The sequence below is a fragment of the Neorhizobium puerariae genome, from assembly GCF_042429745.1.
Classification (GTDB): Bacteria; Pseudomonadota; Alphaproteobacteria; order Rhizobiales; family Rhizobiaceae; genus Neorhizobium; species Neorhizobium puerariae.
Window position 1 is genome coordinate 156,570 of sequence record NZ_JBHMAA010000032.1, and the last position, 22,378, is coordinate 178,947.

Here is a 22,378-nt window from a genome sequence, read left to right on the forward strand (position 1 = left end):
GATTTCAATCGGCCGCTCCGAATCCCAATGCTGTCGCGACCCGATCCTGAACCGAATGGTCGGTCAGGTCCAGCTTCAAAGGCGTTACGGAAATCTTGTTTTCCTTCAACGCCTGAATATCCGTGCCATCGCGGAACTGCCCTTTCCGCTCGCCGAAGCGCAGCCAGTAATACGGCAGGCCGCGCCCGTCCTCGCGGGCGTCGATCGTCAGGCCGAAATCGAGCTTGCCCTGGGATGTCACCTGGATGCCCTGCACGTCCTTCGGCTCGCAATTCGGAAAATTGAGATTGAGGAACGTGCCGTCCGGAAGATCCACGTCGCTCAGCTTGCGGATCAGATCCGGGGCGTAGGATTCAGCCACTTCCCAAGGAGCGTAGCGGCCGTTCTCCCGGCGTACCGCCTGGCTGAGCGCGAAGGAGCGCACACCCTGAAGCGTCCCCTCGATCGCGCCGGCGACCGTGCCGGAATAGGTGACGTCATCCGCCATGTTGGCGCCGTCATTGACGCCCGAAAGCACCAGATCCGGCTTTTCCGGCAGGATTTCGCGGATGCCCATGATGACGCAATCGGTCGGCGTGCCGCGGAGAGCAAAGCGCTTTTCCCCCGCCTTGCGGAGCCGGAGCGGTTCGGACAAGGTCAGCGAATGGGCAAGGCCGCTCTGGTCGGTCTCGGGCGCGACGATCCAGACATCGTCCGAAAGCGTCCTTGCGATGCGCTCCAGCACCGCAAGGCCTTCGGCGTGAATGCCATCGTCATTGGTCAGAAGGATACGCATCAGGCCGCACGCTCGATCTTGGTGATCCCACCCATATACGGCAGAAGCGCGTCCGGAATTGTGACCGAGCCGTCCTCGTTGAGATAGTTTTCCATGATCGCGATCAGGCAGCGACCAACGGCGACGCCGGAACCGTTCAGCGTGTGGACGAATTTCAGGTTCTTCTCGTCCTTCTGCCGATAACGCGCATTCATGCGGCGCGCCTGGAAATCGCCGCAGACGGAGCAGGACGAGATTTCGCGATAGGTATCCTGGCCCGGCAACCATACCTCGATGTCATAGGTCTTGCGCGAGCCGAAACCCATGTCCCCGGTGCAGAGCGTCATCGTGCGGAAATGCAGGCCGAGACGCTTCAGCATGTTCTCGGCGCACTCGGTCATGCGCTCGTGCTCGGCGACCGAGCTTTCCTGGTCGGTGATCGAGACGAGTTCGCACTTCCAGAACTGATGCTGGCGCAGCATGCCGCGCGTATCGCGGCCGGCCGAACCGGCTTCCGAACGGAAGGACGGCGTGAGCGCCGTGAAGCGCAGCGGCAGCTTCTCCTGCTCCAGCACCTCGCCCGAGACGAGATTGGTCAGCGTCACCTCCGCCGTCGGGATCAGCCACCGGCCGTCGGTCGTGCGGAACAGGTCCTCGGCGAATTTCGGGAGCTGGCCGGTGCCGTACATGGCCTCGTCGCGCACCATCAGCGGCGACGAGACTTCCGTGTAGCCATGCTCGGTCGTGTGCATGTCGATCATGAACTGACCAAGCGCCCGCTCCAGCTTGGCGAGCGGGCCAGTCAACACCGTGAAACGGGCGCCGGAAAGCTTTGCGGCGCGCTCGAAATCCATATAGCCGAGCGCCTCGCCGATTTCGAAATGCTCCTTCGCCGCGTGGTTCCAGCGCGGCCTCTCGCCGACCACATGCTTCACTACGTTGTCGTGCTCGTCCTTGCCGACAGGCACGTCGTCGAGCGGGATATTCGGAATGCGCGACAGGGCATCGTCGAGGGCAGACACCACCTCGCGCTCCTCCTGCTCGGCGGCCGGCAGCGTGTCCTTGATCTGCGCGACCTCGGCCTTCAGCCTCTCGGCGAGCTCGGTGTTCTTCTGCGCCATGGCCGCGCCGATCTCCTTGGAGGCGGCGTTGCGGCGGGACTGCATGTCCTGGACCTTCTGGATGACGGAGCGGCGCTTGTCGTCCAGCGCCAGAAGGGTCGTCGCCATGGGTTCGGCGCCACGTTTCCTCAGCGCTTCGTCCAAAGCCCCGTCGTTTTCACGTATCCACTTGATATCGAGCATCGTTCGGCCTCTCATTGCAGGTCTCCCGACACGCAGCGGTTCGGGATGGCGCCATGCAATAAACAAAACTCAAAGCGCGCCGCAATGATCAATTCCGACGCGCTTCGGATAAGAACACCGCCTGTCCGGCAAGAAGACGAAGGCTCAGGCCTCGTCGGTCGTCGCAAGGTCCGAAGTCGCCTCCTTTTCAAGCGACTCTTCGGCCCGCCTGCGCTCGACGAGTCGGGCGGCGTAGATGGAAATTTCGTAGAGAAGGATGGTCGGCAGCGCAAGGCCGATCTGGGACATGGGATCGGGCGGCGTCAGGACGGCCGCGACGATGAAGGCGATGACGATCGCGAACTTGCGCTTCTGCCTCAGCCACTCGCTGGTCAGCAGACCGACGCGGGCAAGCAGCGTGGTGACAACCGGAAGCTGGAAGACCAGCCCGAAGGACAACACCAGCGTCATGATGAGGCTCAGATATTCCGAGACGCGCGGCAGGAGCGAAATCCCGAGCTCGCCTTCGGTCGGAGCCTGCTGCATGGCCAGGAAGAACCACATGACCATGGGGGTGAAGAAGAAATAGACGAGCGCGCCGCCCATCAGGAACAGGACCGGCGATGCCACGAGAAACGGCAGGAAAGCCTGCCTTTCGTTCTTGTAGAGGCCGGGCGCCACGAACTTGTAGAGCTGCGATGCGATCACCGGAAAGGCAATCACCAGCGCGCCGAACATGGCGACCTTCACCTGCGTGAAGAAAAACTCCTGCGGAGCGGTGTAGATCAGCTCGGACTTTGCAAGATCGAGCCCCGCCCAAAGGACCGCCCACTTGTAGGGCACCACGAGCAGGTTGAAGAGCTGCTTGGCGAAATAGAAGCAGACGATGAAGGCGACGAAAAATGCGCCGATAGACCAGATCAGCCGGGTGCGCAGCTCCATGAGGTGCTCGATGAGCGGCTGCGGCTTGTCTTCGTAATCACCGCTCATGCGTCACCCTTCGGGGTCTCTGTCTTCTTCGCCGCGCGCTTGCGGGCCGGAGCCTTCACCGCCGCCTCTTCCGTGGCCTGTATCGTCGGCGCAGGCTTTGCCGGACGGCTGCGTTTCGGCGTCTCCGATACGGAAGAAGCGACCGCGGACGCCGGTTCTGCGACCGGGGCCGGGCTCGCCTTAGCAGGAGCGGTCTTGCGCACCGGCTTCGGCTTCCCGGCGACGGGGGCCGACGCTTCCGGAACGGCTGGAGCCGGTTCCGCGGCGGGCTTTACCCTGGCGGCGGCCTTGCGTGCGGGCTTCGCCTTTCCGGCATCCGCAGCGGGCGCGGTCGGGTCTGCGGCAGCCGGCGCCGCCTGTGCGGACGCAGATGCCGGAGCCGTTGCGGTCGCCGGCGCCGATGGCGAATTCATGGCGGGCAACGGGAAATTGGCGGGAACTTCCGGAACCGGATCACCCGAAGACGACCCCTCGACCGCCTGCTGTGCTTCGACATCGGCCCCAGCGGCTGCGGGTGAAGGAACCTGCGTCGCCTTTTCCAGATCCGCACGGATCTCCTGCCCCATCTGCCGCAGCGGATTGATGGCGTCGCGCAACGCATTGGTGGGGTTCAGACGTTGGGCATCCGAGATCGTCTTGCGGACGTCGTCAAGTTCCGACTCCCGCAGGGCCTCATCGAATTGCGTACGAAATTCGCCGGCCATCTTGCGCAGATTGGCCGTCATCTTGCCAAACGCCCTGAGCATGGGCGGCAAGTCCTTCGGGCCTACGACGACAATCAGCACGATGGCGATGACGAGTAGCTCGGTCCAGCCGATATCAAGCATTCAACGAGGCTCCTGGAACCCTCACCCCGATCCTTACGACCGGCCGGTTTCCTTGACCTCTTCAGGCTTGTGATCGACAGTCTTCGCCGTCGTCGCTTCCTGGGCGTCGTCGTCGGTCATGCCCTTCTTGAAGCTCTTGATGCCTTTTGCGACGTCGCCCATCAATTCCGGAATCTTGCCGCGTCCGAAGAGAACGAGCACGATGACCAGAACGATCAGCCAATGCCACACACTAAAAGAACCCATAGTCCAACTCCATTAGAACCGTGTATTCGATGTAAGCTCTTTATGATGCTTTTTCAAACACCAAAATGTCCTCGGGCGCGACCGATATCGAGACATCGTCAACGCCTGCCGGCAACCGGTCGGCGCGAATGCGGGCGCAGATCGGTTCCTCCATGCCGGGCACCGCAAGCGTCACGAATTCCACCACGCCCAGGAACCGCCGGGACAGAATGCGCGCCGGGGCAGAGCCGCCTGCAGGCCCCACGTCGACATCCGACAGGCGAACCGCGACGGAGACGGCCCTGCCCTCGCCGATGCCGCTCGCCGATGCGCTTCCGAGCGGCGTCGCCACCATGCCGGCTTTCACCGCGCCGCCGAACTCGTTGATTTCCGAGAAGAAGCCGGCGGCGAACAGGTTTACGGGCCGGCGATAGAGCTCTTCCGGCGTGCCCTGCTGCACCAGACGGCCGTCCCTCAGAAGGGCGATCCGGTCGGCCATCCGCATCGCCTCCTCGGCATCATGCGTGACGACGATCACGGTCGCGCGGCTTTCCTTGAGGATCGCCAGCGTATCGGTGCGGATGGCATCCTTTAACCGGGAATCGAGGCCGGAAAAGGGCTCGTCCATCAAAAGCACGCCGGGCCGGGGCGCGAGCGCGCGGGCCAGCGCGACACGCTGCTGCTCTCCGCCGGAAAGCGCATGCGGATATTTTTCCGCGTAGTGCGACAAGCCGACGCGCTCCAGCGCCATGCCGGCTTCCGCGACAGCCTCCCTGGAGGAAAGAGCGGTCAGCCCGAAACGGACGTTTTCCAGAACGGTCATGTGCGGGAAAAGTGCGAAATCCTGGAACACCAACCCGACACCGCGCTTTTCCGGCGGGAGAAAATCCTTCGGGCCGGCCACGTCCCGTCCGTCTATGACGATCCGTCCGTGGCTTTGCGCTTCCAGTCCGGCCGCGATGCGGAGCAATGTCGTCTTGCCGGAGCCGGAAGGACCGAGCAGGCACAGGACCTCGCCCGGTTCGGCCGCCAGCGAAATGCCGAAAAGCGTTTCCTTGCCGTGATAGGAGTGACGGATATCCTCGAAAACCAGCCGCGACGCAAAAGTCACGTTGCTCCTTCGTCTGGTCTCTCTGCTGGCTGACTGCGCCGGTATGCTCATCCCACTGCCCGTCCACACCCGGAAAGCGGGCTCCAAGAAGATATGAGGCTATTCCTCCGCATCCCCTCCCGGTGTCAAGAGGCCCAGTTCCTCCAGATCGAGCTGCGTGATCGGGTCCTCGTCGTCGGCAAGCTCGTCAACATTCGGCGGAATGGGGATTGTGAAGCCCGGCGGGATGCGGCCGGACAACAGTCCCGCCCCCTTCAATTCTTCGAGACCAGGCAGATCTCGCAGTTCCTCCAGTCCGAAATGGTCCAGGAAATCGGACGTCGTGCCGAGCGTCACGGGCCGGCCGGGCGTGCGCCGGCGGCCACGGAAACGCACCCATCCGGCCTCCATCAGCACGTCCAGCGTGCCCCTGGATGTCTGGACGCCGCGGATTTCCTCGATCTCGGCACGGGTCACCGGCTGGTGATAGGCGATGATGGCGAGCACTTCGAGTGCCGCGCGCGACAATTTCCTCGCTTCGTTGTCATCCTTACGGATGACGAAGGAAAGGTCGGCCGCCGTGCGGAAGGCCCACCGGTCGCCAGTCCTGATCAGGTTGACGCCGCGCGGGGCGTAGGCATCAACGAGCCGTTGCATGACGGCGCCGACATCGGTGCCGCGGGGCAGGCGCTCGGCGAGGAAGGCTTCCGAAACCGGCTCCGCCGAGGCGAAGACCAGTGCTTCGGCGATCCGCTCCACTTCCATCAACGAAAAAGGCTCGAGCCCGGCATCTTCCTCCGGCGCAACCGGCAGGTCCTCTTCCTCGTGCGGCTTCAATCAGTGTCTCCCGTGCCGGGTTGCGGCGGGGCCGGCTTGCGCGGCCCTGTCCCCTTGCGCAGGTAGATCGGCTGGAAGGCGCCGTCCTGACGAATTTCGAGCTTGCCCTCGCGCACCAGTTCCAGGGACGCGGCGAAGGCGCTGGCCGTCGCGGTAACCCTGTCTTCCGGCGGAAGGTAGGGGAGCAGATAGTGCTGCAGGGCCGTCCAGTCGGCGATCTCGCCCAACATGCGGGTCAGGAGTTCGCGGGCGTCGACAAGCGACCAGACCTTGCGCTTCTCGATCGTGACCTGGGTAACCGCATTGCGCTGGCGCAGGTTCGCATAGGCCGAAAGCAGGTCGTAAAGGGTCGCATCGAAAGCGGACTCGATGCGATGGGGAATATGCTCCGGCGCGCCGCGGGCGAAGACATCCCGCCCGAGGCGGTTGCGGTTGACGAGGCGGGTCGCCGCTTCGCGCATGGCCTCCAGGCGCTTGAGGCGGAAGGCGAGCGTCGCGGCCATTTCCTCGCCGCTCGGGCCGTCGTCGCCCTTCGCCTGCTGCGGAATGAGGAGCTTCGACTTGAGGTAGGCGAGCCAGGCCGCCATCACGAGATAATCCGCCGCAAGCTCGATGCGCACCCGCCGGGCGCTCTCGACGAACTGCAGATATTGCTCAGCCAGCGCCAGAACCGAGATGCGGGCAAGATCGACCTTCTGGTTGCGGGCAAGATGGAGCAGCAGGTCCAGCGGCCCTTCGAAGCCGCCGACATCGATCATCAATCCCGGCTCGTCCGTCGCCCGTTCGGCTCCCTGCCAGAGCTTGTCCATCGGAATGGCATCCTGCGATGTGTTCATGGCCATTCCAAACCTCTTGTTCCCAAAGGCCATCAGGAGACGGCAAGCAGTCCGTGAAATTCGGCGCGGACGGCCTGCTCGTCGGCACCGTCGCCCGGTCCGAAGGCCGCCTCCACCGCACGGGCGCGCCTCAGCGCCTCGCCAGCAAGCGGGATCGCTTCCTTCACCACCGCCTTCATTTCCTCCATGAGGCCGTTGCAATGCAAGACGATATCGCAACCGCCCCCAACGATTCTCGCCGCGCGCTCGCCGATCGTGCCCTTCAACGCATTCATCGACGTATCGTCGGACATCAGCAGGCCGTCGAAACCGATATGGCCGCGGATGATCTCCTCGATCACCTTGCGGGAAATGGTCGCCGGCTCGTCGGGATCGATGGCCGTGAAGACGATATGGGCGCTCATCGCCATCAGCTCGTCCTTCATGGCTGCGAAGGGCAGAAAATCATGCGCCTCCAGCTCGGCACGCGAAGCGGCGACGACGGGAAGCTCGTGATGGGAATCCGCCATGCCGCGGCCGTGGCCCGGCATGTGTTTCATGACAGGCAGCATGCCGCCGGCCTTGAGCCCTTCCGCCCCCGCCCTGCCCATCTCGGAAACCGCCTTCGGATCGAAACCATAGGCACGGTCGCCGATGACATTGCTCGCCCCTTCGACCGGCACGTCGAGAACCGGCAGGCAATCGACGTTGATGCCGAACTTCTTCAGATCGAAAGCATGCAGGCGCGACATCAGCCAGGCGGCGCGCAGCCCCTTTTCGCGGTCCCCGCGGTAGAGTTCGCCCAACACGGCGGCAGAAGGATAGCGCTCGATCATCGGCGGGCGGATGCGCTGCACGCGCCCTCCTTCCTGATCGATCAGTACCGGCGCATCCGGCCGGCCGACGCTATCGCGCATGGCCGCCACGAGATCCGCGATCTGCGCCGGCTCAACGCAGTTGCGGGCAAAGAGGATGAAGCCCCAGGGCCGTTCGTCCCTGTAGAGGGAGATTTCGTCCGGAGTGAGTGTCGGGCCGCTGGAGCCCAGGATCATTGCTTTTGATTCGCTCATGGTCCGACCATAGAGGATTGGGGGACAACGAAAAACGGGGCGCCAGACGCCCCGTTCGATCTTCGCAGGCCAGGCCCCTTATCTGGCGACCAGGCAACTCCCGCCGGCGGCGCGGTAGCGTTCGCAAAGCGCGACGGCGTCGTTCTTGCTGCCAGCCGGGATGCGGACGCGGTAGAAGGTTCCCTTGCCGGCAATCTCGGCGGCCTTGATATCGACACCCCGTCCGCCGATCACGCCGCCGAACTTCGACGACAGGCTCTGATAGGATTTCTGGGCTTCCGCCTGGGAGGGCAGCGAAGCGATCTGGATCACATAACCGCCGTCGCCGACTGAGGCGGTTTGCGCGGAGGCAGCCGGAGCGGCATTCGGGGCGCGGACATTGCCCTGATCCGTCACGGCGGCGACCACGTTGACCGGCTGTTCGGCCGGGCGCGCGATCGGGACCGGAGCCTTGACCACGGCCGCGGGCGCGGAGGCCTGGGCAGGCACCTCCGCAGCAGGCGCAGCTTCAGCCGGAGCAGCCTGGAGCGGAGCCGACGCAGCGGCAGGCGCAGCAGGAGCCGAGACCGGGATGGCACCGGCGGTTCCGGCATTCGGCGCAGCGGGAGCCGGATGAGCCTGAACGGGTGCTGCCGGAGCCGAGGCCGGAGGATGCTGCGACACCGCCGCGACTTCCGCAGGCTTCGTCCCGGCCGCCGGGACCTTTCCGGGTTCAGACGCAGCCAATGCCGGAGTCGGGACTTCCTGCTCCACCAGCTTGCCATCCGGTCGGACGATCATCGTCTTGACCTTGCGCGGCATGACCGCCACCGGCTGCTGCGCGCCTGAGACGGCGGCCTGTTCCTGCTGCTGCGGCAGGAGACGCGGATCGTCGGTTTCTCCGATATCGGTCGGCTCGATGTCGTTTTCGCCCTCGAGAGGCAGCGTATCGGGCATCAGCGTCTTCTGGACGACGTCCACCGGCTCCTCGTTGGAGGAGATCAGCGACTGCTGCTTCGGCTCCTGCGACGCGACGCCCGCAACACGGTCATAAACGGCCTTGTCCTGATTGGGCACGGTCTTGCCGCCCGGATTTTCCGGGGCAATCTTCACCGGATCGGGGTCGGCGGCGATCACCACGGGCTCGCCGCCCGATACGACGGCCGAAACACCGTTGCCAAGCCAGGCATAGGCACCGACACCACCGAGAACGACGACACCCGCCAGTGCCAGGGGCACGGCCCATCTGCCGATGGCGGAGCGGCGCGCGGTTTCCACCGTCGCGACGTAATCGGCCTCTGCATATTGCAGCTCTTCATGATCGGCCTGCGGCAGGGGGGCCGCAAGGCTGCGACGGAAATCCTCCTCCAGAGCCCGCTCGAAATCGTCGAGATCGGCAAGGTTCGTCTGCCGGCCGGCCTGTCCGGCGGCTGCATTCGCAGAGGTGGCGATATCGATTTCCGGCTTGCGGGCCGGTGCCGCATCCGCCTTGTCCGGCGTCATCAGCAGCGTAGCAAGCTCGGCATCGATATCAAGGTCGTATTCCGGCCGATAGACCTGGGGCTGTTCCGGCTCCTCCACCGGCAATGCCGGGACATCGAGTTCGGCGATCGCCTCTACCTGATCTTCGGAATCGGCGATCTGGGCAGGATCGAATGGCAGGTCCGTCACTTCCGCATCGTCTGCCGCTTCGGCAGCCGCGGGTGTGGCTGCCACAGCCGCAGCAGCCGCGACGGCCACGGGCGCAACCTGCTCCACCGGCGCTTCCGGCCTGGGAGCGGCGACCTCAGGCCTCGGAGCCGCTGCGACGACCTTCTCCGGCTGGGTGCGGGTCTCTTCCACGACAATATCGGCAAGGTCGAGTTCCAGATCATCGAGCGCCAGCTCGAACTCCTCGTCGGAGAACGGGTCTTTTTCCTCGACAGCCGGAACCTTGGCCGCCGGAGCCACGGGGGCTTCGACCACCGGCAATACCGGCTCGACGAAGGCGGCCTGCGCAACCGGCGCAGACGAGACGGCCTCTTTCGGCTTCGCGTCGGCGGCCGATACCTCGTAGCGCTGGACGTCGTAGATCAGTTCGTCAAGCGCGGAGAACCGATCCTCCGCCTGTGCCGGCTCGGCGACCGCAGCAACGGGCGCTGCTGAAGGGGCAGTAGACGCAACCTCGACGGAAACGACAGGCCGGGAAGCGGGAGAAACCGCCGGCGCAGGGACCTCGGCAACGGAAACCGGCTCCTGCGGTGCGGCTGGAAAATCCTCCCGAGCCGACAGACCGGCGGCATGCTCACCAAGTTCCGGCGCAGCAGGCTCCTGTCGTGGAGCAGCCGGCATCGACGCGCGAGCAAAATTGGCAAGCGGCATGCGGAAACCGGGAACGTAACCGCTCCCGGCCTTCGGCGCAGGCACCGCTTCGGATTCCGTCTCGACAATCGCCTCCGCGCCGATCGAGCTTTCAAGCTCTGCGGCAAGATCGAATTCGTCGAGAAGCTGTTCTTCCGGGGCCGGCGCCGCATGCCCGACCGGCGGGACAGGCACGACCGCAGAAACATCAGCGGGATCGAAGGCGGGTTCGACACGGTCGGCCTGCGGGAGAGGCCGGGCGACAACCTCGACGGCCGGCTCGACATAGGCCGCCGCGGGCGGTTCTTCATCGCCGAAACCGAAATCGTCGAGATCCTCCACCTCGCCTACCGGCAAAGGAGAAGCCGGCGACGTTTCCGCAGCGTTGGGAACGACCGGAACGAAATCCCACTCTTCGGCTTCCGGCGAGTGACGGGGAGCATCCGCCGGCTGACCGGAAACGGAAACAGCAGGCGCCGGCTCTTCGGAGCCATAAGGCGCATCGTCCAGAGCGATATCGTGAACGGGATCGAGACGCGGCGCATCATAGCGCTCGAACTCGCGCAGGAGTTCGTCTTCGAGATTGAGCGCGGGCTCGCGCCGCGATTGAGACGCGGCGTCGCCCGACGCTGCGTGTTTTTGTGCAGGCCGATCCTCGTAACCTACGATGCGGGCGAGTTCTGCCAGCGGGTCGTCATCGGCAAAGAAATCCGGCAAATCATTCCGGCTACGCGCAAGGTTGTTATCTGCCATTACCTCGTCCACTCACCTACACTAGAACACATATGCCAGTGCAATGTGGGGAAATGGTGGCGTTTTTTACCGCATTTCTTCCGGTGCCGCAGTGCCTGTGATCGTAAGTCCTGACTTCAAAACAGAGGCGACTGCATGCACCAGCCCAAGCCTGGCAATGCTCAATTCTCGGTTTTTATCGTTAACAAAACGTAATTCAGGTTGTTCCTTGCCCTTATTCCAGTGGGCGTGGAAGAAACTTGCCAGATCGTAGAGGTAGAAAGCAAGCCGATGCGGCTCCTGCGCAAGGGCTGCAGCCTCAATAATCCTGGGATATTCGGCAAGCTTGGCGACGAGCTGCAACTCGTTGGGGTCCGCGATCAGATCGACCGATGCGGGAAGATCGAGCGAATCAAAATCGAGATCCGGAAACGCTTCCTTCGCCTGGCGGAAGACCGATGCGCAGCGCGCATGCGCATACTGCACATAGAAGACCGGATTGTCCTTCGACTGCTCGGTCACCTTGGCGAAATCGAAGTCGAGGGGCTCGGAACTCTTGCGATAGAGCATCATGAAACGCACCGCATCGCGCCCGACCTCGTCGACCACGTCGCGCAGGGTCACGAAATTTCCGGAACGCTTGGACATCTTCACCGGCTCGCCATTCCGGAACAGCTTGACGAGCTGGCAGAGAAGAACGGTGAGCTTGGCCTTGCCGCCGGATACGGCGCGCGCCAGCGCTTCGAGACGCTTCACGTAACCGCCATGGTCGGCCCCGAGCACATAGATCATCTCGTCGTAGCCGCGGTCGTACTTGTCCTTGAAATACGCGACGTCGGCCGCGAAATAGGTGTAGCTTCCATCCGACTTGATCAGCGGCCTGTCGATATCGTCGCCCACTTCGGTGGACCGGAACAGCGTCTGCTCGCGGTCCTCCCAATCCTCCGGCAACTGCCCCTTCGGCGGCGGCAGCGTCCCCTTGTAGACATGTCCCTTGAAGGTCAGATCGTTGATCGCCTGACGGATGCTCTGGGCTCCGTTCGCATGCAGCGTGCGTTCCGAGAAGAAGACGTCGTGATGGACGTTCAAGGCCTCCAGATCGTCGCGAATCATCGCCATCATGGCGTCGATCGCCTTGTCCTTGACGATCGGCAGCCAATCCTCCTCCGGCATATTGTGCAGCCGCGGGCCGTATTCAGCCGCGAGCTCCTGCCCGACCGGCACCAGATAATCACCTGGATAGAGCCCCGAGGGGATCTCGCCGATGTTTTCGCCAAGCGCCTCCCGGTAACGCAGGAAAACCGAACGGGCGAGCACGTCGATCTGGCTGCCGGCATCGTTGATGTAATATTCCTTGGTCACGTCATAACCGGCGAACTCCATGAGGTTCGCAAGCGCATCGCCCACAACGGCGCCGCGGCAATGGCCGACATGCATCGGACCGGTGGGGTTGGCCGAAACATATTCGACGTTCGCCCTCCTCCCGGCCCCCACCCCGGAGCGGCCGTAGCTCAGGCCTTCCCTGACCATTCCCGCGAGCACCCGCTGCCAGTAGCCGGTCGAAAGACGAATGTTGATGAAACCGGGACCCGCGACCGAAACCTCGCTGATATCCGCGTCGCTGCGCAGCGCCGCGGCGATAATATCGGCCAAAGCGCGCGGATTGGTGCCGAGCGACTTCGCCAGCACCATGGCTGCATTGGTCGCGACATCACCGTGGCTCTGGTCCCGCGGCGGCTCGACCGCGACACGGCCGAAATCGACGTCGCTTCGCTTTTCCTTGATGATATCAAGAGTTTCCAAAGCGTTCTTAATTCTTGTGTCGAAGTCGGCGAACAGATTCATGTCACTCATCCGCGCGGGGCGCGCCGCGCGGGCCCTTGAAAAGCCGTTGTTATTGGCCGGGTGCCTAGCGCAAATCGGGGGTGTGGTCAAACAGCTCGCCATGCGCCTTGATGGCGTATGTATCGGTCATGCCGGCCAGATAGTCCCCGACATGCCGCGCCCTCGCCGTCTCGCCAAGCCCGGAGATGTGATTAACCCAGTAGTGGCTGCGCATCAGCGTCGGGTCGTCCATGTAGGCCCTGAAGAGATCCGAGACGATCTGCGCGGCGCCGGCCCGGATGCGCATGATGTCCGGATGACGATAGATGCGGGAGAAGAGAAGCCTCTTGATGCAGCGGTCCGTCTCGGCCATCTCCGCGGAAAAGGTCGCGATCACATGATCGGCGGCCCGGATATCGGCAGCATTTTGCGGCTTCAGGGCCTTCAGATTGTCCTGCGCGACGCCGATCACATCCTCGACCATGCGGGTGATCTGCCGACGCGTCATCTCATAGGTGAAACGGCTCGATTCGAGGTACGGATAACGCTCCCTCACCTCCGCCATCAGACCCGCCAGGAAGGGGACCTCTTCAAGCATGTCGAAGGTGAGGAGGCCGGAGCGCAGCCCGTCATCGATATCGTGGGTGTTGTAGGCGATATCGTCGGCAATCGCGGCGACCTGCGCCTCAAGGCTGGCATAACTTGCCAGTTCCAGATCGTGCAGCTCGCAATAGTCCCGGATCGGCTGCGGCACCGGACCGTGTGTGCCCTTGCCATCCTTCGTCAGCAGCGGACCGTTGTGCTTGACCAGGCCTTCCAGGCTCTCCCATGTGAGATTGAGCCCGTCGAAATCCGCATAACGGCGCTCGAGCTTGGTGACGACCCGGAGCGATTGCGCATTGTGGTCGAACCCGCCATAGGGCTTCAGCATCTCGTCGAGCGCGTCCTCGCCCGTGTGGCCGAAGGGCGTATGGCCGAAATCATGCACCAGCGCGACGCCTTCGGCCAAGTCCTCGTCCAGCTTCAGGGCGCGCGCCAGGGCGCGCGCGATCTGCGCCACCTCGATCGTATGGGTCAGCCGCGTGCGGTAATGGTCGCCATCCGGGCTGATGAAGACCTGCGTCTTGTGCTTCAACCGGCGGAACGCCGTGGTATGGACGATCCGGTCGCGGTCGCGCTGGAATTCCGAGCGCGTCAGGCTGCTTTCCTCCGGGAACATCCGGCCGCGCGACGCCCAGGGATTGGCGGCATAGGCCGCGCGCTCGCCGCTGCCGAACCCCAGCACCCCGGTATCGATCATCATGCCTTCACCTGTCTGTTCGCGTGCAGCCAGCCCATTGACGCGCCGTTCACGTCTTCATACCTATAGTTCAGCCGCGCGCAATGCCGGTGACGGTTTATCTCCGGGCATTACCCGGAACTCACTGTGTCAGCCCCGGGCCTTGAACCCGGCAGGAGACGGATATGGATGCAAGTGTAACTCTCTCGGATGCAGCGGCAAAGCGCATCGCCGAAATCGTCGCCGGCGAAACCGGCAAGCAGGCGCTTCGGGTTTCGGTCGAAGGCGGCGGCTGTTCCGGCTTTTCCTACAAGTTCGATCTCGCCGGAGCCCCCGAGGCCGACGACCTCATCGTCGCCAACGGCAATGCCAAGGTGCTGATCGACAGCCTCTCGCTGGTCTATATGGCCGGCTCCGAGATCGACTTCGTCGACAATCTGCTCGGCCAGTCCTTCCAGATCCGGAATCCGAATGCCGTCGCAAGCTGCGGCTGCGGGACCAGCTTCTCCATCTGATATCGATCAGGCTGATATCGATCAGGCGCGGCCACTTTGGCCTTCCCAACGCTTCCTCTTGCGATAAAAGAGGAAGCGGAAAGACGGAAGGACGAGGCCATGAAGATCGCCACCTGGAACATCAACGGCGTCAAGGCGCGCATCGACAACCTGCGCCAGTGGCTCACCGATTCCCAGCCCGACATCGTCTGCCTGCAGGAGATCAAATCCGTCGACGAGGCCTTTCCGCGGCTGGAGATCGAGGCGCTCGGCTATCATGTCGAAACCCATGGCCAGAAGGGCTTCAACGGGGTGGCGCTGCTGTCGAAGGTGCGGCCGGACGAGGTGCTGCGCGGCCTGCCCGGCGGCGAAGGAGACGAACAGTCGCGCTATATCGAAGGCGTCTTTTCCGTGCCGGGAGGAGCGATCCGCGTCGCCTCCATCTACCTTCCGAACGGCAATCCGCCCGATGATCCGGTGAAGTATCCCTACAAGCTCGCGTGGATGGAGCGGCTGCGCCAGCATGCGCGCAACTGCCTGCTGCTGGAAGAACCGCTGATTCTCGCCGGCGACTACAACGTCATTCCCCAGCCTCACGATTGCTTCGACCCGGCCGTATGGGCGACGGATGCGCTTTTCCTGCCCGAAACGCGCGCCGCCTTCCGCCGGCTTGAAAACCTCGGTTTCGTCGACGCGGTCCGCGCCACGACGGACGCCACCAAGCTCTATTCGTTCTGGGACTACCAGGCAGGCGCCTGGCAGAAGAACAACGGCATCCGCATCGACCACCTCCTCCTGTCACCGGAGGCGGCGGACCGTCTCAGATCCACGGCCATCGAAAAGCATGTGCGGGCCTGGGAAAAACCCTCCGACCATGTACCGGTCGTGGGAGTATTCGATTTCGGCTGATTCCCCCGGCGAAAGAGAGCGCCGCCTATTCGGCGCCCTGGGCAAACTGCTGGGAGAGCGCGACCGCGCCGCGACGATCCTCTTCGCCGGCCACGGAGAAGGCCTGCTCCTGCAACTGCTGCATCCAGACACAGTCCTTCGGAACGCATTTGTCGAGCGCCGCCGTCATGAAGGCAAGGCCGCGCACCGTCTGGCCTTCCTGAAACAGCACATTGCCGAACACCGCCATAGCGCCGGGATGCCCATTCCGGCGAGCCTGGTTCAGCCATTTCTTCGCCTGCTGGATGTTGGCGCCGCCGCCCTCGCCCGAAAGCATCATCTTGGCGAGCTGGAACTGCGCCTCCGCCACGCCGAAGGTCGACGCGACCTGGAAATAAAGCTGACGCGCCTGCGAAAGATCGGGCTTGATCGGGCTGCCGGGAATGCCGCGGCGGTAATAGTTGGCCAGGGACAGAAGCGCGTTGATGAAGAAGCCGGTGTCCTCCGAACCGGGCTCGACACCCTGGGCGGCGATCTCGTTATAGATCTTGAAGGCTTCGAAATCGTCCTTCGCCACCCCATCGCCATAGGCATACATGTTGGCGAGCGCCCAGCGCGAACCCGTGTGGCCCTTCTCGGCAGCGTAACGATAGGCCTCGACCGCATCTTCCTTCTGGCCGTTCTTGTAGGCCTTGAAGCCGAATTTAAAGAGGTCGAAGGGGCCGGATTCCTTGGTAACACCCGATTTGATGTCAAAAGCCGCAGCCGATCCCGCCAGAACCGAGGCGAGCGACATTCCAAGAAGCAATACTCTCAAGGATACTATGTCAGACTTCGGCATGTTTCAGTTTCTTTCACTCCGCGCGCGGTTACCTACCGCAGCCCGAGTTTTGCCCGCCGCCGGAAAAGGGTACGTCCGGGAATTTCCGGTGCCTGCTCCTCCCGAGCGACGAACGAAACTGTAGGTGCCGTTTTCGGCAAGACTTGGACCCGATGCCGCAGCTTTCGCCGCAAAACAGAACGGCATCAGAATCCGTCCGCCAGTGCCCAAAAAGCCCAGCTTTTCATTAAGAAACCCGCCCATGATGCTCCAATTGCACGCCCCGCCCCCGCGGTCCGCGTCTGTTACCCCTCTACCGCTGCGCCCCGTTTGTGGCGGGAAATGGACAGAACGCCCCCTCTCAAGACGCCTGACAATAGTCCCCCAAAAGTGTTGCGAAATCGTCACAACTTGAGCGGCTAATCTTCTTCATCATGAATCATTCTTCAACGCACCAGAAAAAGCCCGGCAGTTGCCGGGCTTTCACTTCGGAATGCTTTGGGATCAGAACCTGATTTTGAGCGATGTCGAGAGCGCCGCCACCAGGTCGTCGTCGAACTCGTAGGCCGCCTCGTCGCCGGCAGCGACGCCATCGATCGTCGTTGCATTGGAATCCCCGCCGGTCAGGATGCCGATCACGCCTCCGAGGCGTATCTCGACGTTCTTGTTCGGGGAATAGGCAATGCCGGCGCCGAACAGCCAGCTATCCGTCTGGGCACCGAATTCCTGCGATGTGCCGCGGTCCCAGGTGACGCTGACCGCGCCGCTCCACTGCTCATTGAATTTATGACCGATACCGCCGGTGATCGTCCAGCCGTCGCGGTAGCCAAGGTCGAGAGAGGTGATCTCGACGCCGCTATTGTAGAACGGGATGCGCTGCAACTGGCTCCAGTCCGTCCACTTGACCGAACCGAAGGCAAGCCAGTCCGGGGCGATGCCCGATTGAAGCTTCAATTCCACGGCATCGGGCATCCTGGCCGATCCCTCGACGGGAATGACGAGCCCCCCAAGCGGGTGGACAAAGGCCGGCACCTGCGTCAGGTCGACCGTTCCGGTGACCTCCTTGAGCTTGACTTCGCTGTAGTACATCAAGCTGGCCCGCAGAGCGTATTCCGGAATTTCGTACGCCACACCGGCCCGCCAGCCCCAGCCGTCCCCCTCGAGATCGAGACGGCCAACGCCTGAAGCCGCGAAACCGATCGCCTCCGGCGGCACCAGCAGACGTTCCTTGAAGCCGTCCATCTCCAGATAGTTGACGCCGCCGATGACGCGGAGCTGCCCCGGCCCCATATCGAAACGGTAGGAGCAAGTCAGAGCGTAGTTGTCGCTGTTGACCTTGGTCTCCATGTTGTCGCTTGCGCCCGCCCAGCGCGCGCCCGGATTGGTATGGGCTCCATAGGGCTGCGAATAGTCGAACATGCAGTCCGCCGCGTCGCCGATCGCCGCCTTGACGCCGATACGCGGAGACCAATAGTTCTCGCTGTCGTCCGCCGAAGTGGAATATCCCGGGATCGCATTGAGATTGCCGTTGGCGGGATAGATATCCCGCACGTTCTTCAGCTTGCGCTGCGGCATCACGAAAGTTGACGTGGATTCGACTGCGAACTGCGAGGGATCGAAAAGCAGATCGATATTGTAACCGCCCCGCTCAAGCCCCCCTGCCAGGGCCTGCGACTGAAGGGCGCACCCCGCCGCCATCGCCCAAAGCCCCCTCCTCACGTATTTATTTATCATAGTTGCTCCCACTCCCTGTCACTCCCTGGTAAGTGATCGGAATCACTGTAGATGTCCCCTTTCAAAAGACAACTTTCGGCTGTCGGGCTTCTCGCAGTGCAAAAACGTGACAGATTTACGTAAAAAACTCTGGAACCGGACACTCGGCGGCGATTCTCGCATTAAATTACTATTTAACGGTCTTGCTTGCCCGGGCCTGTAGAATTTTCTCGCTTTGCGGAATTGAATTGTGTCAATCCGGCAACATGCCGGCTTTCTCCCCGTGAGCAGCCGCACATAGCGGGCATGAAGCGCCCGAACACTGTCCCGGAAACGCAAATGCCGCGCCCATTCCTGGACGCGGCATTCGATTCGATGTCCCGAACCTGAGATCAGCCGGCTTCGGAGACCCGCAACAAGGCGGTCCTGAGATTCGCCATCTGGATTTCGAGCTCGGCGAAACGCTCCCGCTCGGCCGCAACCACTTCGGGGTTGGCGTTGGCGACGAACTTCTCGTTCGCCAGCTTCTTGCCGATACGGTCCATCTCGCCTTCCGTCTTGGCGATCGTCTTTTCGATACGCGCCTTCTCCGCCGCAAGGTCGATCAGACTGCCAAGCGGCAGGCAGGCCGTCGCCTCGCCGACAACGATCTGGGCCGCTCCCTTCGGGGCGACATCGGCGGGCTCGATGTTTTCGACGCGGGCGAGCCGCCGGATGGCAGCCTCATGGCGGCGCATCCGGAATGCCGTGACCTCGTTGGCGCCGACCACGATCAGCGGCGCGACCGCCGACGGCGGGACATTCATCTCGGCACGGGCCGAACGCAGGCCCGAAACGAGATCGACCAGCCAGTTGATCTCATCGGCGGCGACCTCGTCGACGAAGGACGATGCCGGCCAGTCCGCATGGCAAAGCAGGTTGTCGCGGGTGTCCGTATGAGCCCAGAGCTCTTCCGTCATGAACGGCATGAACGGATGCAGAAGCTTGTAGGTCTCTTCCAGCACGTAGGCCATGCAGGCCTGGGCTTCCGCCTTCGCCTGCTCGTCCTCGCCGGAGAAGACCGGCTTCAAGAGTTCCAGATACCAGTCGCAGACCTGGTTCCAGACGAAGCGGTAGAGCGAGCCCGCCGCATCGTTGAAGCGCAAGGCTTCAAGCGCGTCGGTCACATCGCGAACCGCATTCGAAAGCTCGGTCAGTATCCAGCGGTTGACCGTCTGCCTGGCCGCCTCCGGCCTGAAGGCCGGGTCCCGCTTCATGCCGTTCATCTCGGCAAAACGCGTGGCGTTCCAAAGTTTGGTGCCGAAGTTGCGATAGCCGGCGATGCGGGCGGGGTCCAGCTTCACGTCGCGGCCCTGCGCGGCCATGATCGCCAGCGTGAAACGGAGCGCATCGGCGCCGTATTCCTCGATAAGGCTCAGGGGATCGATGACGTTGCCCTTCGACTTCGACATCTTCTGACCGTTCTTGTCGCGCACCAGGGCGTGAATATAGACGGTGTGGAAGGGCTCGATGCCGTTGCCTTCCTTGTCCCGCATGAAATGCAGGCCCATCTGCATCATGCGGACAACCCAGAACGGAATGATGTCGAAGCCGGTGACCAGAATGCTGGTCGGGTAATAACGGGCGAGTTCCTTCGTCTTCTCCGGCCAGCCGAGCGTCGAAAAGGGCCAGAGCGCCGAGGAGAACCAGGTGTCGAGCACGTCCTCGTCGCGGACAAGGATCTCACCCGGTTCGTAGTTCTCGATCTTTTCCTGCACCCAGGCTTTCCACGGGCCTTCATGCGAGAGATAGTGCTGGACAGCGGCCTCCAGCGCCTCCTCCTCGGTCTTTTCGACGAAGACCTGACCATCCGGGCCATACCAGGCCGGAATCTGATGACCCCACCAGAGCTGGCGGGAAATGCACCAGGGCTGGATGTTCTCCATCCACTGGAAGTAGGTATTCTCCCAATTCTTCGGGACGAAATTGGTGCGCCCTTCACGAACCGAGGCGATCGCCGGCTGGGCGAGCGTCTTGTTGTCGACCCACCACTGGTCGGTCAGGCGCGGCTCGATCGGCACGCCGCCACGGTCGCCGTGCGGCACCATATGCTTGTGCGGCTCGATCTTGTCGAGCAGGCCGGCCTCTTCGAAAATCTCGACGATGACCTTGCGCGCGAAGAAACGATCCTGCCCTTCGAGACGATCCCAGGCGCCGTGCAGGGCAGCCGGATGATCGAGGCCCTCCAGGAAGTCCTCGTTGTCCTTGATGGCGATGGTGCCGTCGACATTCATGACGTTGATGGCGCGCAGGCCCGCACGCCGTCCGACCTCGAAGTCGTTGAAGTCGTGAGCGGGGGTGATCTTCACGGCACCGGTGCCGGCGGCCGGATCGGCGTAGCTGTCGGCGACAATCGGGATCTTGCGACCGACAATCGGCAGGATGACGTGCTTGCCGATGATCGCCTTGTAGCGCTCGTCGTCGGGGTTAACGGCAACGCCGGTATCGCCCAGCATGGTCTCGGGGCGGGTCGTCGCAACGACGATATAGTCGCGGGTCTCGAATTCCGTCGGCTTGCCCTCTTCGTCGAAGGCAACCGGATATTGATAGGTGACGCCCGGCTCCAGCGGATAACGGAAATGCCAGAGGTTGCCGTTGACCTCGAGCTGCTCGACCTCCATGTCGGAAATCGCGGTCAGCAGCTTGGGGTCCCAGTTGACGAGGCGCTTGTCCTTGTAGATCAGGCCCTGCTTGTAGAGCGTGACGAAAACTTCAAGGACGGCTTCGGAGAGCCCCTCGTCCATGGTGAAGCGTTCGCGCGACCAGTCGCAGGAGGCGCCGAGGCGCTTCAGCTGGTTGAAGATCAGGCCGCCGGATTCCGCCTTCCATTCCCAGATCCTGTCGACGAAGGCCTCGCGGCCCATCTCGCGCCGTCCCGGAAGCTGGCGCTCCATCAACTGGCGCTCGACGACCATCTGGGTGGCGATGCCGGCATGGTCCATGCCGGGCTGCCACAGCACGTCCTTGCCGCGCATGCGTTCGAAGCGGATCAGGATGTCCTGCAGCGTGTTGTTCAGCGCGTGGCCCATGTGCAGCGAACCGGTCACGTTCGGCGGCGGGATCACGATCGTGAAGGTCTCCGCTCCCGGTTTTGCATTGGCACCGGCGCGGAAGGCGTCCGCTTCGTCCCACGCTTTTGCGATCTTCGGTTCTACGGCTGCGGAATCATAGGTCTTTTCGAGCATTTCCTGACCCGGTTTTCTTCTTCAGGGATATCGCGGTGTAAACAGGATGGGGTGTTCCAAGTCAATAAAAAAGCCGCCCCGTCGCCGGAGCGGCCGTCCTGGCCGTAGTCCCGGAGGCGTATCAGCGGCGTGGACCGCGCGCCACCCGCTCGATTTCCTCGCGCACGAGGCGCTCGACGAGCGTCGGCAGGTTGTCGTCCAACCATTCCTGCAGCATCGGGCGCAGCATGTCTCCCGCCATCTCCTCCAGCGAGCGACGCTCGATACCGTTGAACACGGCGGCAAGTTCGCTGAACGACTTCGCGACCTGCGCGCCGGCCTCGGCGGAAAGAAGGTTCGCAGCTTCCTCGATCTTCGCCGGAAGACTTTGCGGCGCAGGCTCGGGTGCCAGTTTCGGCATCTGCCGAAGCGGAGCCTCCGCTCTCGGAGCCGGACGCGGAGGCTCGAAAGCCGCCAGGGCCTGGTGAACGGGCTCCGGCTGCACCATCACCGGCCGGGCGGCGGCAGGTGCGGCCTGCTCCACCGGATCGGCCGCGACAGGCAGCGCGCCGCGGAATTCCGCCATCGGAAGCTGCGGCTCCTCGTAACGCATCGCCGCCGCAGGCGCGGGCGCGGCAGGGCGCGCCTCCTGCTGGCGTGCGGAGGCAGCCCTTACCCTTGCGGCGACATCCGCAAGCGACAGCGTGCGTTCCGGCTGCTGACCCTGCTGGGCCGCCAGCCCCGGGGATGCAAAGCTTACCGGCTCGTTGCGCAAGGGTAGACCGGGATCGTTGGCTGCCATATCCGGACCAAAGTTCATCTCTTCGGAATCTTCTATTTCCTCGTCGCCATAAGCCTGCGGCAACGGATGGGGGAGCGCGTTCTCGGCGTTCGGCTCATTGCTCTCAATGATCCGGCGAATGGACGCCAAGATTTCTTCCATGGAGGGTTCACGCGCTACATTTGGCTGAGCCATCTTCATCCCCACTGTTACCGGCACTCGATTCGGCTCCGCGCAGGAGACGCCCGAATCGCAGTTACCTTAAGGTGTTGGGGGGGCTGGAAACAATGACAAGTGCCCCAGACGCACTACCGATACACAGTTTTGTTGGCGATGTGAATCCCTCAAGTCACACTCGGTTCAAACAGGCATGTTTCGACAGCCCTGGAACGACAAAAGGGGCCTCCGAAGGCCCCTTTCCGGTAATGCCGATG

18 protein-coding genes are annotated in these 22,378 nt (G+C 63.0%); 2 read left to right on the forward strand and 16 right to left on the reverse strand.

Annotated elements, in window-relative coordinates; all coding sequences use genetic code 11:
• Positions 1 to 4: 4 nt before the first annotated feature.
• The 12 genes from surE to ACFFP0_RS25245 form a co-directional block, all read right to left on the reverse strand.
• Positions 5 to 775 (reverse strand): 5'/3'-nucleotidase SurE, encoded by a 771-nt coding sequence (gene surE / locus ACFFP0_RS25190; RefSeq protein WP_377264968.1) that lies wholly within the window; start codon positions 773 to 775, stop codon positions 5 to 7.
• Positions 775 to 2,058: a serine--tRNA ligase gene (serS, locus tag ACFFP0_RS25195; protein ID WP_377265139.1), complete on the reverse strand. Its 1,284-nt coding sequence runs from the start codon at positions 2,056 to 2,058 to the stop codon at positions 775 to 777. The genes surE and serS overlap by 1 nt, the downstream gene beginning before the upstream one ends.
• A 144-nt stretch (positions 2,059 to 2,202) precedes the next feature.
• The gene (gene tatC, locus ACFFP0_RS25200) at positions 2,203 to 3,027 is read right to left on the reverse strand and encodes a twin-arginine translocase subunit TatC (RefSeq protein WP_377264969.1); all 825 of its coding nucleotides are present in this window, start codon (positions 3,025 to 3,027) and stop codon (positions 2,203 to 2,205) included.
• Complete coding sequence (gene tatB / locus ACFFP0_RS25205) at positions 3,024 to 3,854, reverse strand: Sec-independent protein translocase protein TatB (RefSeq protein ID WP_377264970.1); 831 nt, start codon at positions 3,852 to 3,854, stop codon at positions 3,024 to 3,026. Before tatB ends, tatC begins: the two co-directional genes overlap by 4 nt.
• Before the next feature lie 33 nt (positions 3,855 to 3,887).
• Positions 3,888 to 4,100, reverse strand: coding sequence for a twin-arginine translocase TatA/TatE family subunit (locus ACFFP0_RS25210; RefSeq protein WP_377264971.1), 213 nt, complete (start codon positions 4,098 to 4,100; stop codon positions 3,888 to 3,890).
• A 40-nt stretch (positions 4,101 to 4,140) separates the two neighbouring features.
• The gene (locus ACFFP0_RS25215; protein WP_377264973.1) at positions 4,141 to 5,241 is read right to left on the reverse strand and encodes an ABC transporter ATP-binding protein; all 1,101 of its coding nucleotides are present in this window, start codon (positions 5,239 to 5,241) and stop codon (positions 4,141 to 4,143) included.
• A 48-nt stretch (positions 5,242 to 5,289) separates the two neighbouring features.
• Positions 5,290 to 5,934, reverse strand: a complete 645-nt coding sequence (scpB, locus tag ACFFP0_RS25220) for an SMC-Scp complex subunit ScpB (protein WP_377265140.1) — start codon at positions 5,932 to 5,934, stop codon at positions 5,290 to 5,292.
• Positions 5,935 to 6,002: 68 nt separating this feature from the next.
• On the reverse strand, positions 6,003 to 6,848 hold the full coding sequence (locus ACFFP0_RS25225; protein WP_377264974.1) for a segregation and condensation protein A: 846 nt from the start codon (positions 6,846 to 6,848) through the stop codon (positions 6,003 to 6,005).
• 26 nt (positions 6,849 to 6,874) lie between these two features.
• Positions 6,875 to 7,891, reverse strand: a complete 1,017-nt coding sequence (gene nagZ, locus ACFFP0_RS25230; RefSeq protein WP_377264975.1) for a beta-N-acetylhexosaminidase — start codon at positions 7,889 to 7,891, stop codon at positions 6,875 to 6,877.
• A 78-nt stretch (positions 7,892 to 7,969) separates the two neighbouring features.
• Positions 7,970 to 10,963 (reverse strand): SPOR domain-containing protein, encoded by a 2,994-nt coding sequence (locus ACFFP0_RS25235; RefSeq protein ID WP_377264976.1) that lies wholly within the window; start codon positions 10,961 to 10,963, stop codon positions 7,970 to 7,972.
• A gap of 66 nt (positions 10,964 to 11,029) precedes the next feature.
• Entirely contained in the window at positions 11,030 to 12,787 is a 1,758-nt protein-coding gene (gene argS / locus ACFFP0_RS25240; protein WP_377264977.1) for an arginine--tRNA ligase, read from the reverse strand.
• Positions 12,788 to 12,851: 64 nt separating this feature from the next.
• The gene (locus ACFFP0_RS25245; RefSeq protein WP_377264978.1) at positions 12,852 to 14,069 is read right to left on the reverse strand and encodes a deoxyguanosinetriphosphate triphosphohydrolase; all 1,218 of its coding nucleotides are present in this window, start codon (positions 14,067 to 14,069) and stop codon (positions 12,852 to 12,854) included.
• A 161-nt stretch (positions 14,070 to 14,230) separates the two neighbouring features.
• On the opposite strand from ACFFP0_RS25245, the gene erpA reads away from it, so the two are divergent.
• Both erpA and xth read left to right on the forward strand, forming a co-directional pair.
• Positions 14,231 to 14,560: an iron-sulfur cluster insertion protein ErpA gene (gene erpA, locus ACFFP0_RS25250; RefSeq protein ID WP_377264979.1), complete on the forward strand. Its 330-nt coding sequence runs from the start codon at positions 14,231 to 14,233 to the stop codon at positions 14,558 to 14,560.
• A gap of 99 nt (positions 14,561 to 14,659) precedes the next feature.
• Positions 14,660 to 15,448 (forward strand): exodeoxyribonuclease III, encoded by a 789-nt coding sequence (xth, locus tag ACFFP0_RS25255; protein ID WP_377264980.1) that lies wholly within the window; start codon positions 14,660 to 14,662, stop codon positions 15,446 to 15,448.
• A 25-nt stretch (positions 15,449 to 15,473) separates the two neighbouring features.
• Here xth and exoR read toward each other — a convergent pair whose 3' ends face one another.
• The 4 genes from exoR to ACFFP0_RS25275 form a co-directional block, all read right to left on the reverse strand.
• Positions 15,474 to 16,268, reverse strand: coding sequence for an exopolysaccharide production regulator ExoR (gene exoR, locus ACFFP0_RS25260; protein WP_377264981.1), 795 nt, complete (start codon positions 16,266 to 16,268; stop codon positions 15,474 to 15,476).
• 483 nt (positions 16,269 to 16,751) lie between these two features.
• Complete coding sequence (locus ACFFP0_RS25265) at positions 16,752 to 17,981, reverse strand: OmpP1/FadL family transporter (RefSeq protein ID WP_377264982.1); 1,230 nt, start codon at positions 17,979 to 17,981, stop codon at positions 16,752 to 16,754.
• Positions 17,982 to 18,352: 371 nt separating this feature from the next.
• Positions 18,353 to 21,184, reverse strand: coding sequence for a valine--tRNA ligase (locus ACFFP0_RS25270; protein ID WP_377264983.1), 2,832 nt, complete (start codon positions 21,182 to 21,184; stop codon positions 18,353 to 18,355).
• A gap of 121 nt (positions 21,185 to 21,305) precedes the next feature.
• The gene (locus ACFFP0_RS25275) at positions 21,306 to 22,139 is read right to left on the reverse strand and encodes a PopZ family protein (RefSeq protein ID WP_377264984.1); all 834 of its coding nucleotides are present in this window, start codon (positions 22,137 to 22,139) and stop codon (positions 21,306 to 21,308) included.
• Between the last annotated feature and the right edge of the window lie 239 nt (positions 22,140 to 22,378).

What these genes read in the sequence shown, in the direction of transcription:
- tatB (WP_377264970.1), bottom strand. Translation starts at nt 3,854, where the DNA reads ATGCTTGATATCGGCTGGACCGAGCTACTCGTCATCGCCATCGTGCTG.
- ACFFP0_RS25245 (WP_377264978.1), bottom strand. Translation starts at nt 14,069, where the DNA reads ATGATGATCGATACCGGGGTGCTGGGGTTCGGCAGCGGCGAGCGCGCG.
- exoR (WP_377264981.1), bottom strand. Translation starts at nt 16,268, where the DNA reads ATGCCGAAGTCTGACATAGTATCCTTGAGAGTATTGCTTCTTGGAATG.
- surE (WP_377264968.1), bottom strand. Translation starts at nt 775, where the DNA reads ATGCGTATCCTTCTGACCAATGACGATGGCATTCACGCCGAAGGCCTT.
- tatC (WP_377264969.1), bottom strand. Translation starts at nt 3,027, where the DNA reads ATGAGCGGTGATTACGAAGACAAGCCGCAGCCGCTCATCGAGCACCTC.
- xth (WP_377264980.1), top strand. Translation starts at nt 14,660, where the DNA reads ATGAAGATCGCCACCTGGAACATCAACGGCGTCAAGGCGCGCATCGAC.
- ACFFP0_RS25265 (WP_377264982.1), bottom strand. Translation starts at nt 17,981, where the DNA reads ATGATAAATAAATACGTGAGGAGGGGGCTTTGGGCGATGGCGGCGGGG.
- argS (WP_377264977.1), bottom strand. Translation starts at nt 12,787, where the DNA reads ATGAATCTGTTCGCCGACTTCGACACAAGAATTAAGAACGCTTTGGAA.
- ACFFP0_RS25215 (WP_377264973.1), bottom strand. Translation starts at nt 5,241, where the DNA reads ATGAGCATACCGGCGCAGTCAGCCAGCAGAGAGACCAGACGAAGGAGC.
- ACFFP0_RS25270 (WP_377264983.1), bottom strand. Translation starts at nt 21,184, where the DNA reads ATGCTCGAAAAGACCTATGATTCCGCAGCCGTAGAACCGAAGATCGCA.
- ACFFP0_RS25225 (WP_377264974.1), bottom strand. Translation starts at nt 6,848, where the DNA reads ATGGCCATGAACACATCGCAGGATGCCATTCCGATGGACAAGCTCTGG.
- nagZ (WP_377264975.1), bottom strand. Translation starts at nt 7,891, where the DNA reads ATGAGCGAATCAAAAGCAATGATCCTGGGCTCCAGCGGCCCGACACTC.
- ACFFP0_RS25235 (WP_377264976.1), bottom strand. Translation starts at nt 10,963, where the DNA reads ATGGCAGATAACAACCTTGCGCGTAGCCGGAATGATTTGCCGGATTTC.
- ACFFP0_RS25210 (WP_377264971.1), bottom strand. Translation starts at nt 4,100, where the DNA reads ATGGGTTCTTTTAGTGTGTGGCATTGGCTGATCGTTCTGGTCATCGTG.
- scpB (WP_377265140.1), bottom strand. Translation starts at nt 5,934, where the DNA reads ATGGAAGTGGAGCGGATCGCCGAAGCACTGGTCTTCGCCTCGGCGGAG.
- erpA (WP_377264979.1), top strand. Translation starts at nt 14,231, where the DNA reads ATGGATGCAAGTGTAACTCTCTCGGATGCAGCGGCAAAGCGCATCGCC.
- ACFFP0_RS25275 (WP_377264984.1), bottom strand. Translation starts at nt 22,139, where the DNA reads ATGGCTCAGCCAAATGTAGCGCGTGAACCCTCCATGGAAGAAATCTTG.
- serS (WP_377265139.1), bottom strand. Translation starts at nt 2,058, where the DNA reads ATGCTCGATATCAAGTGGATACGTGAAAACGACGGGGCTTTGGACGAA.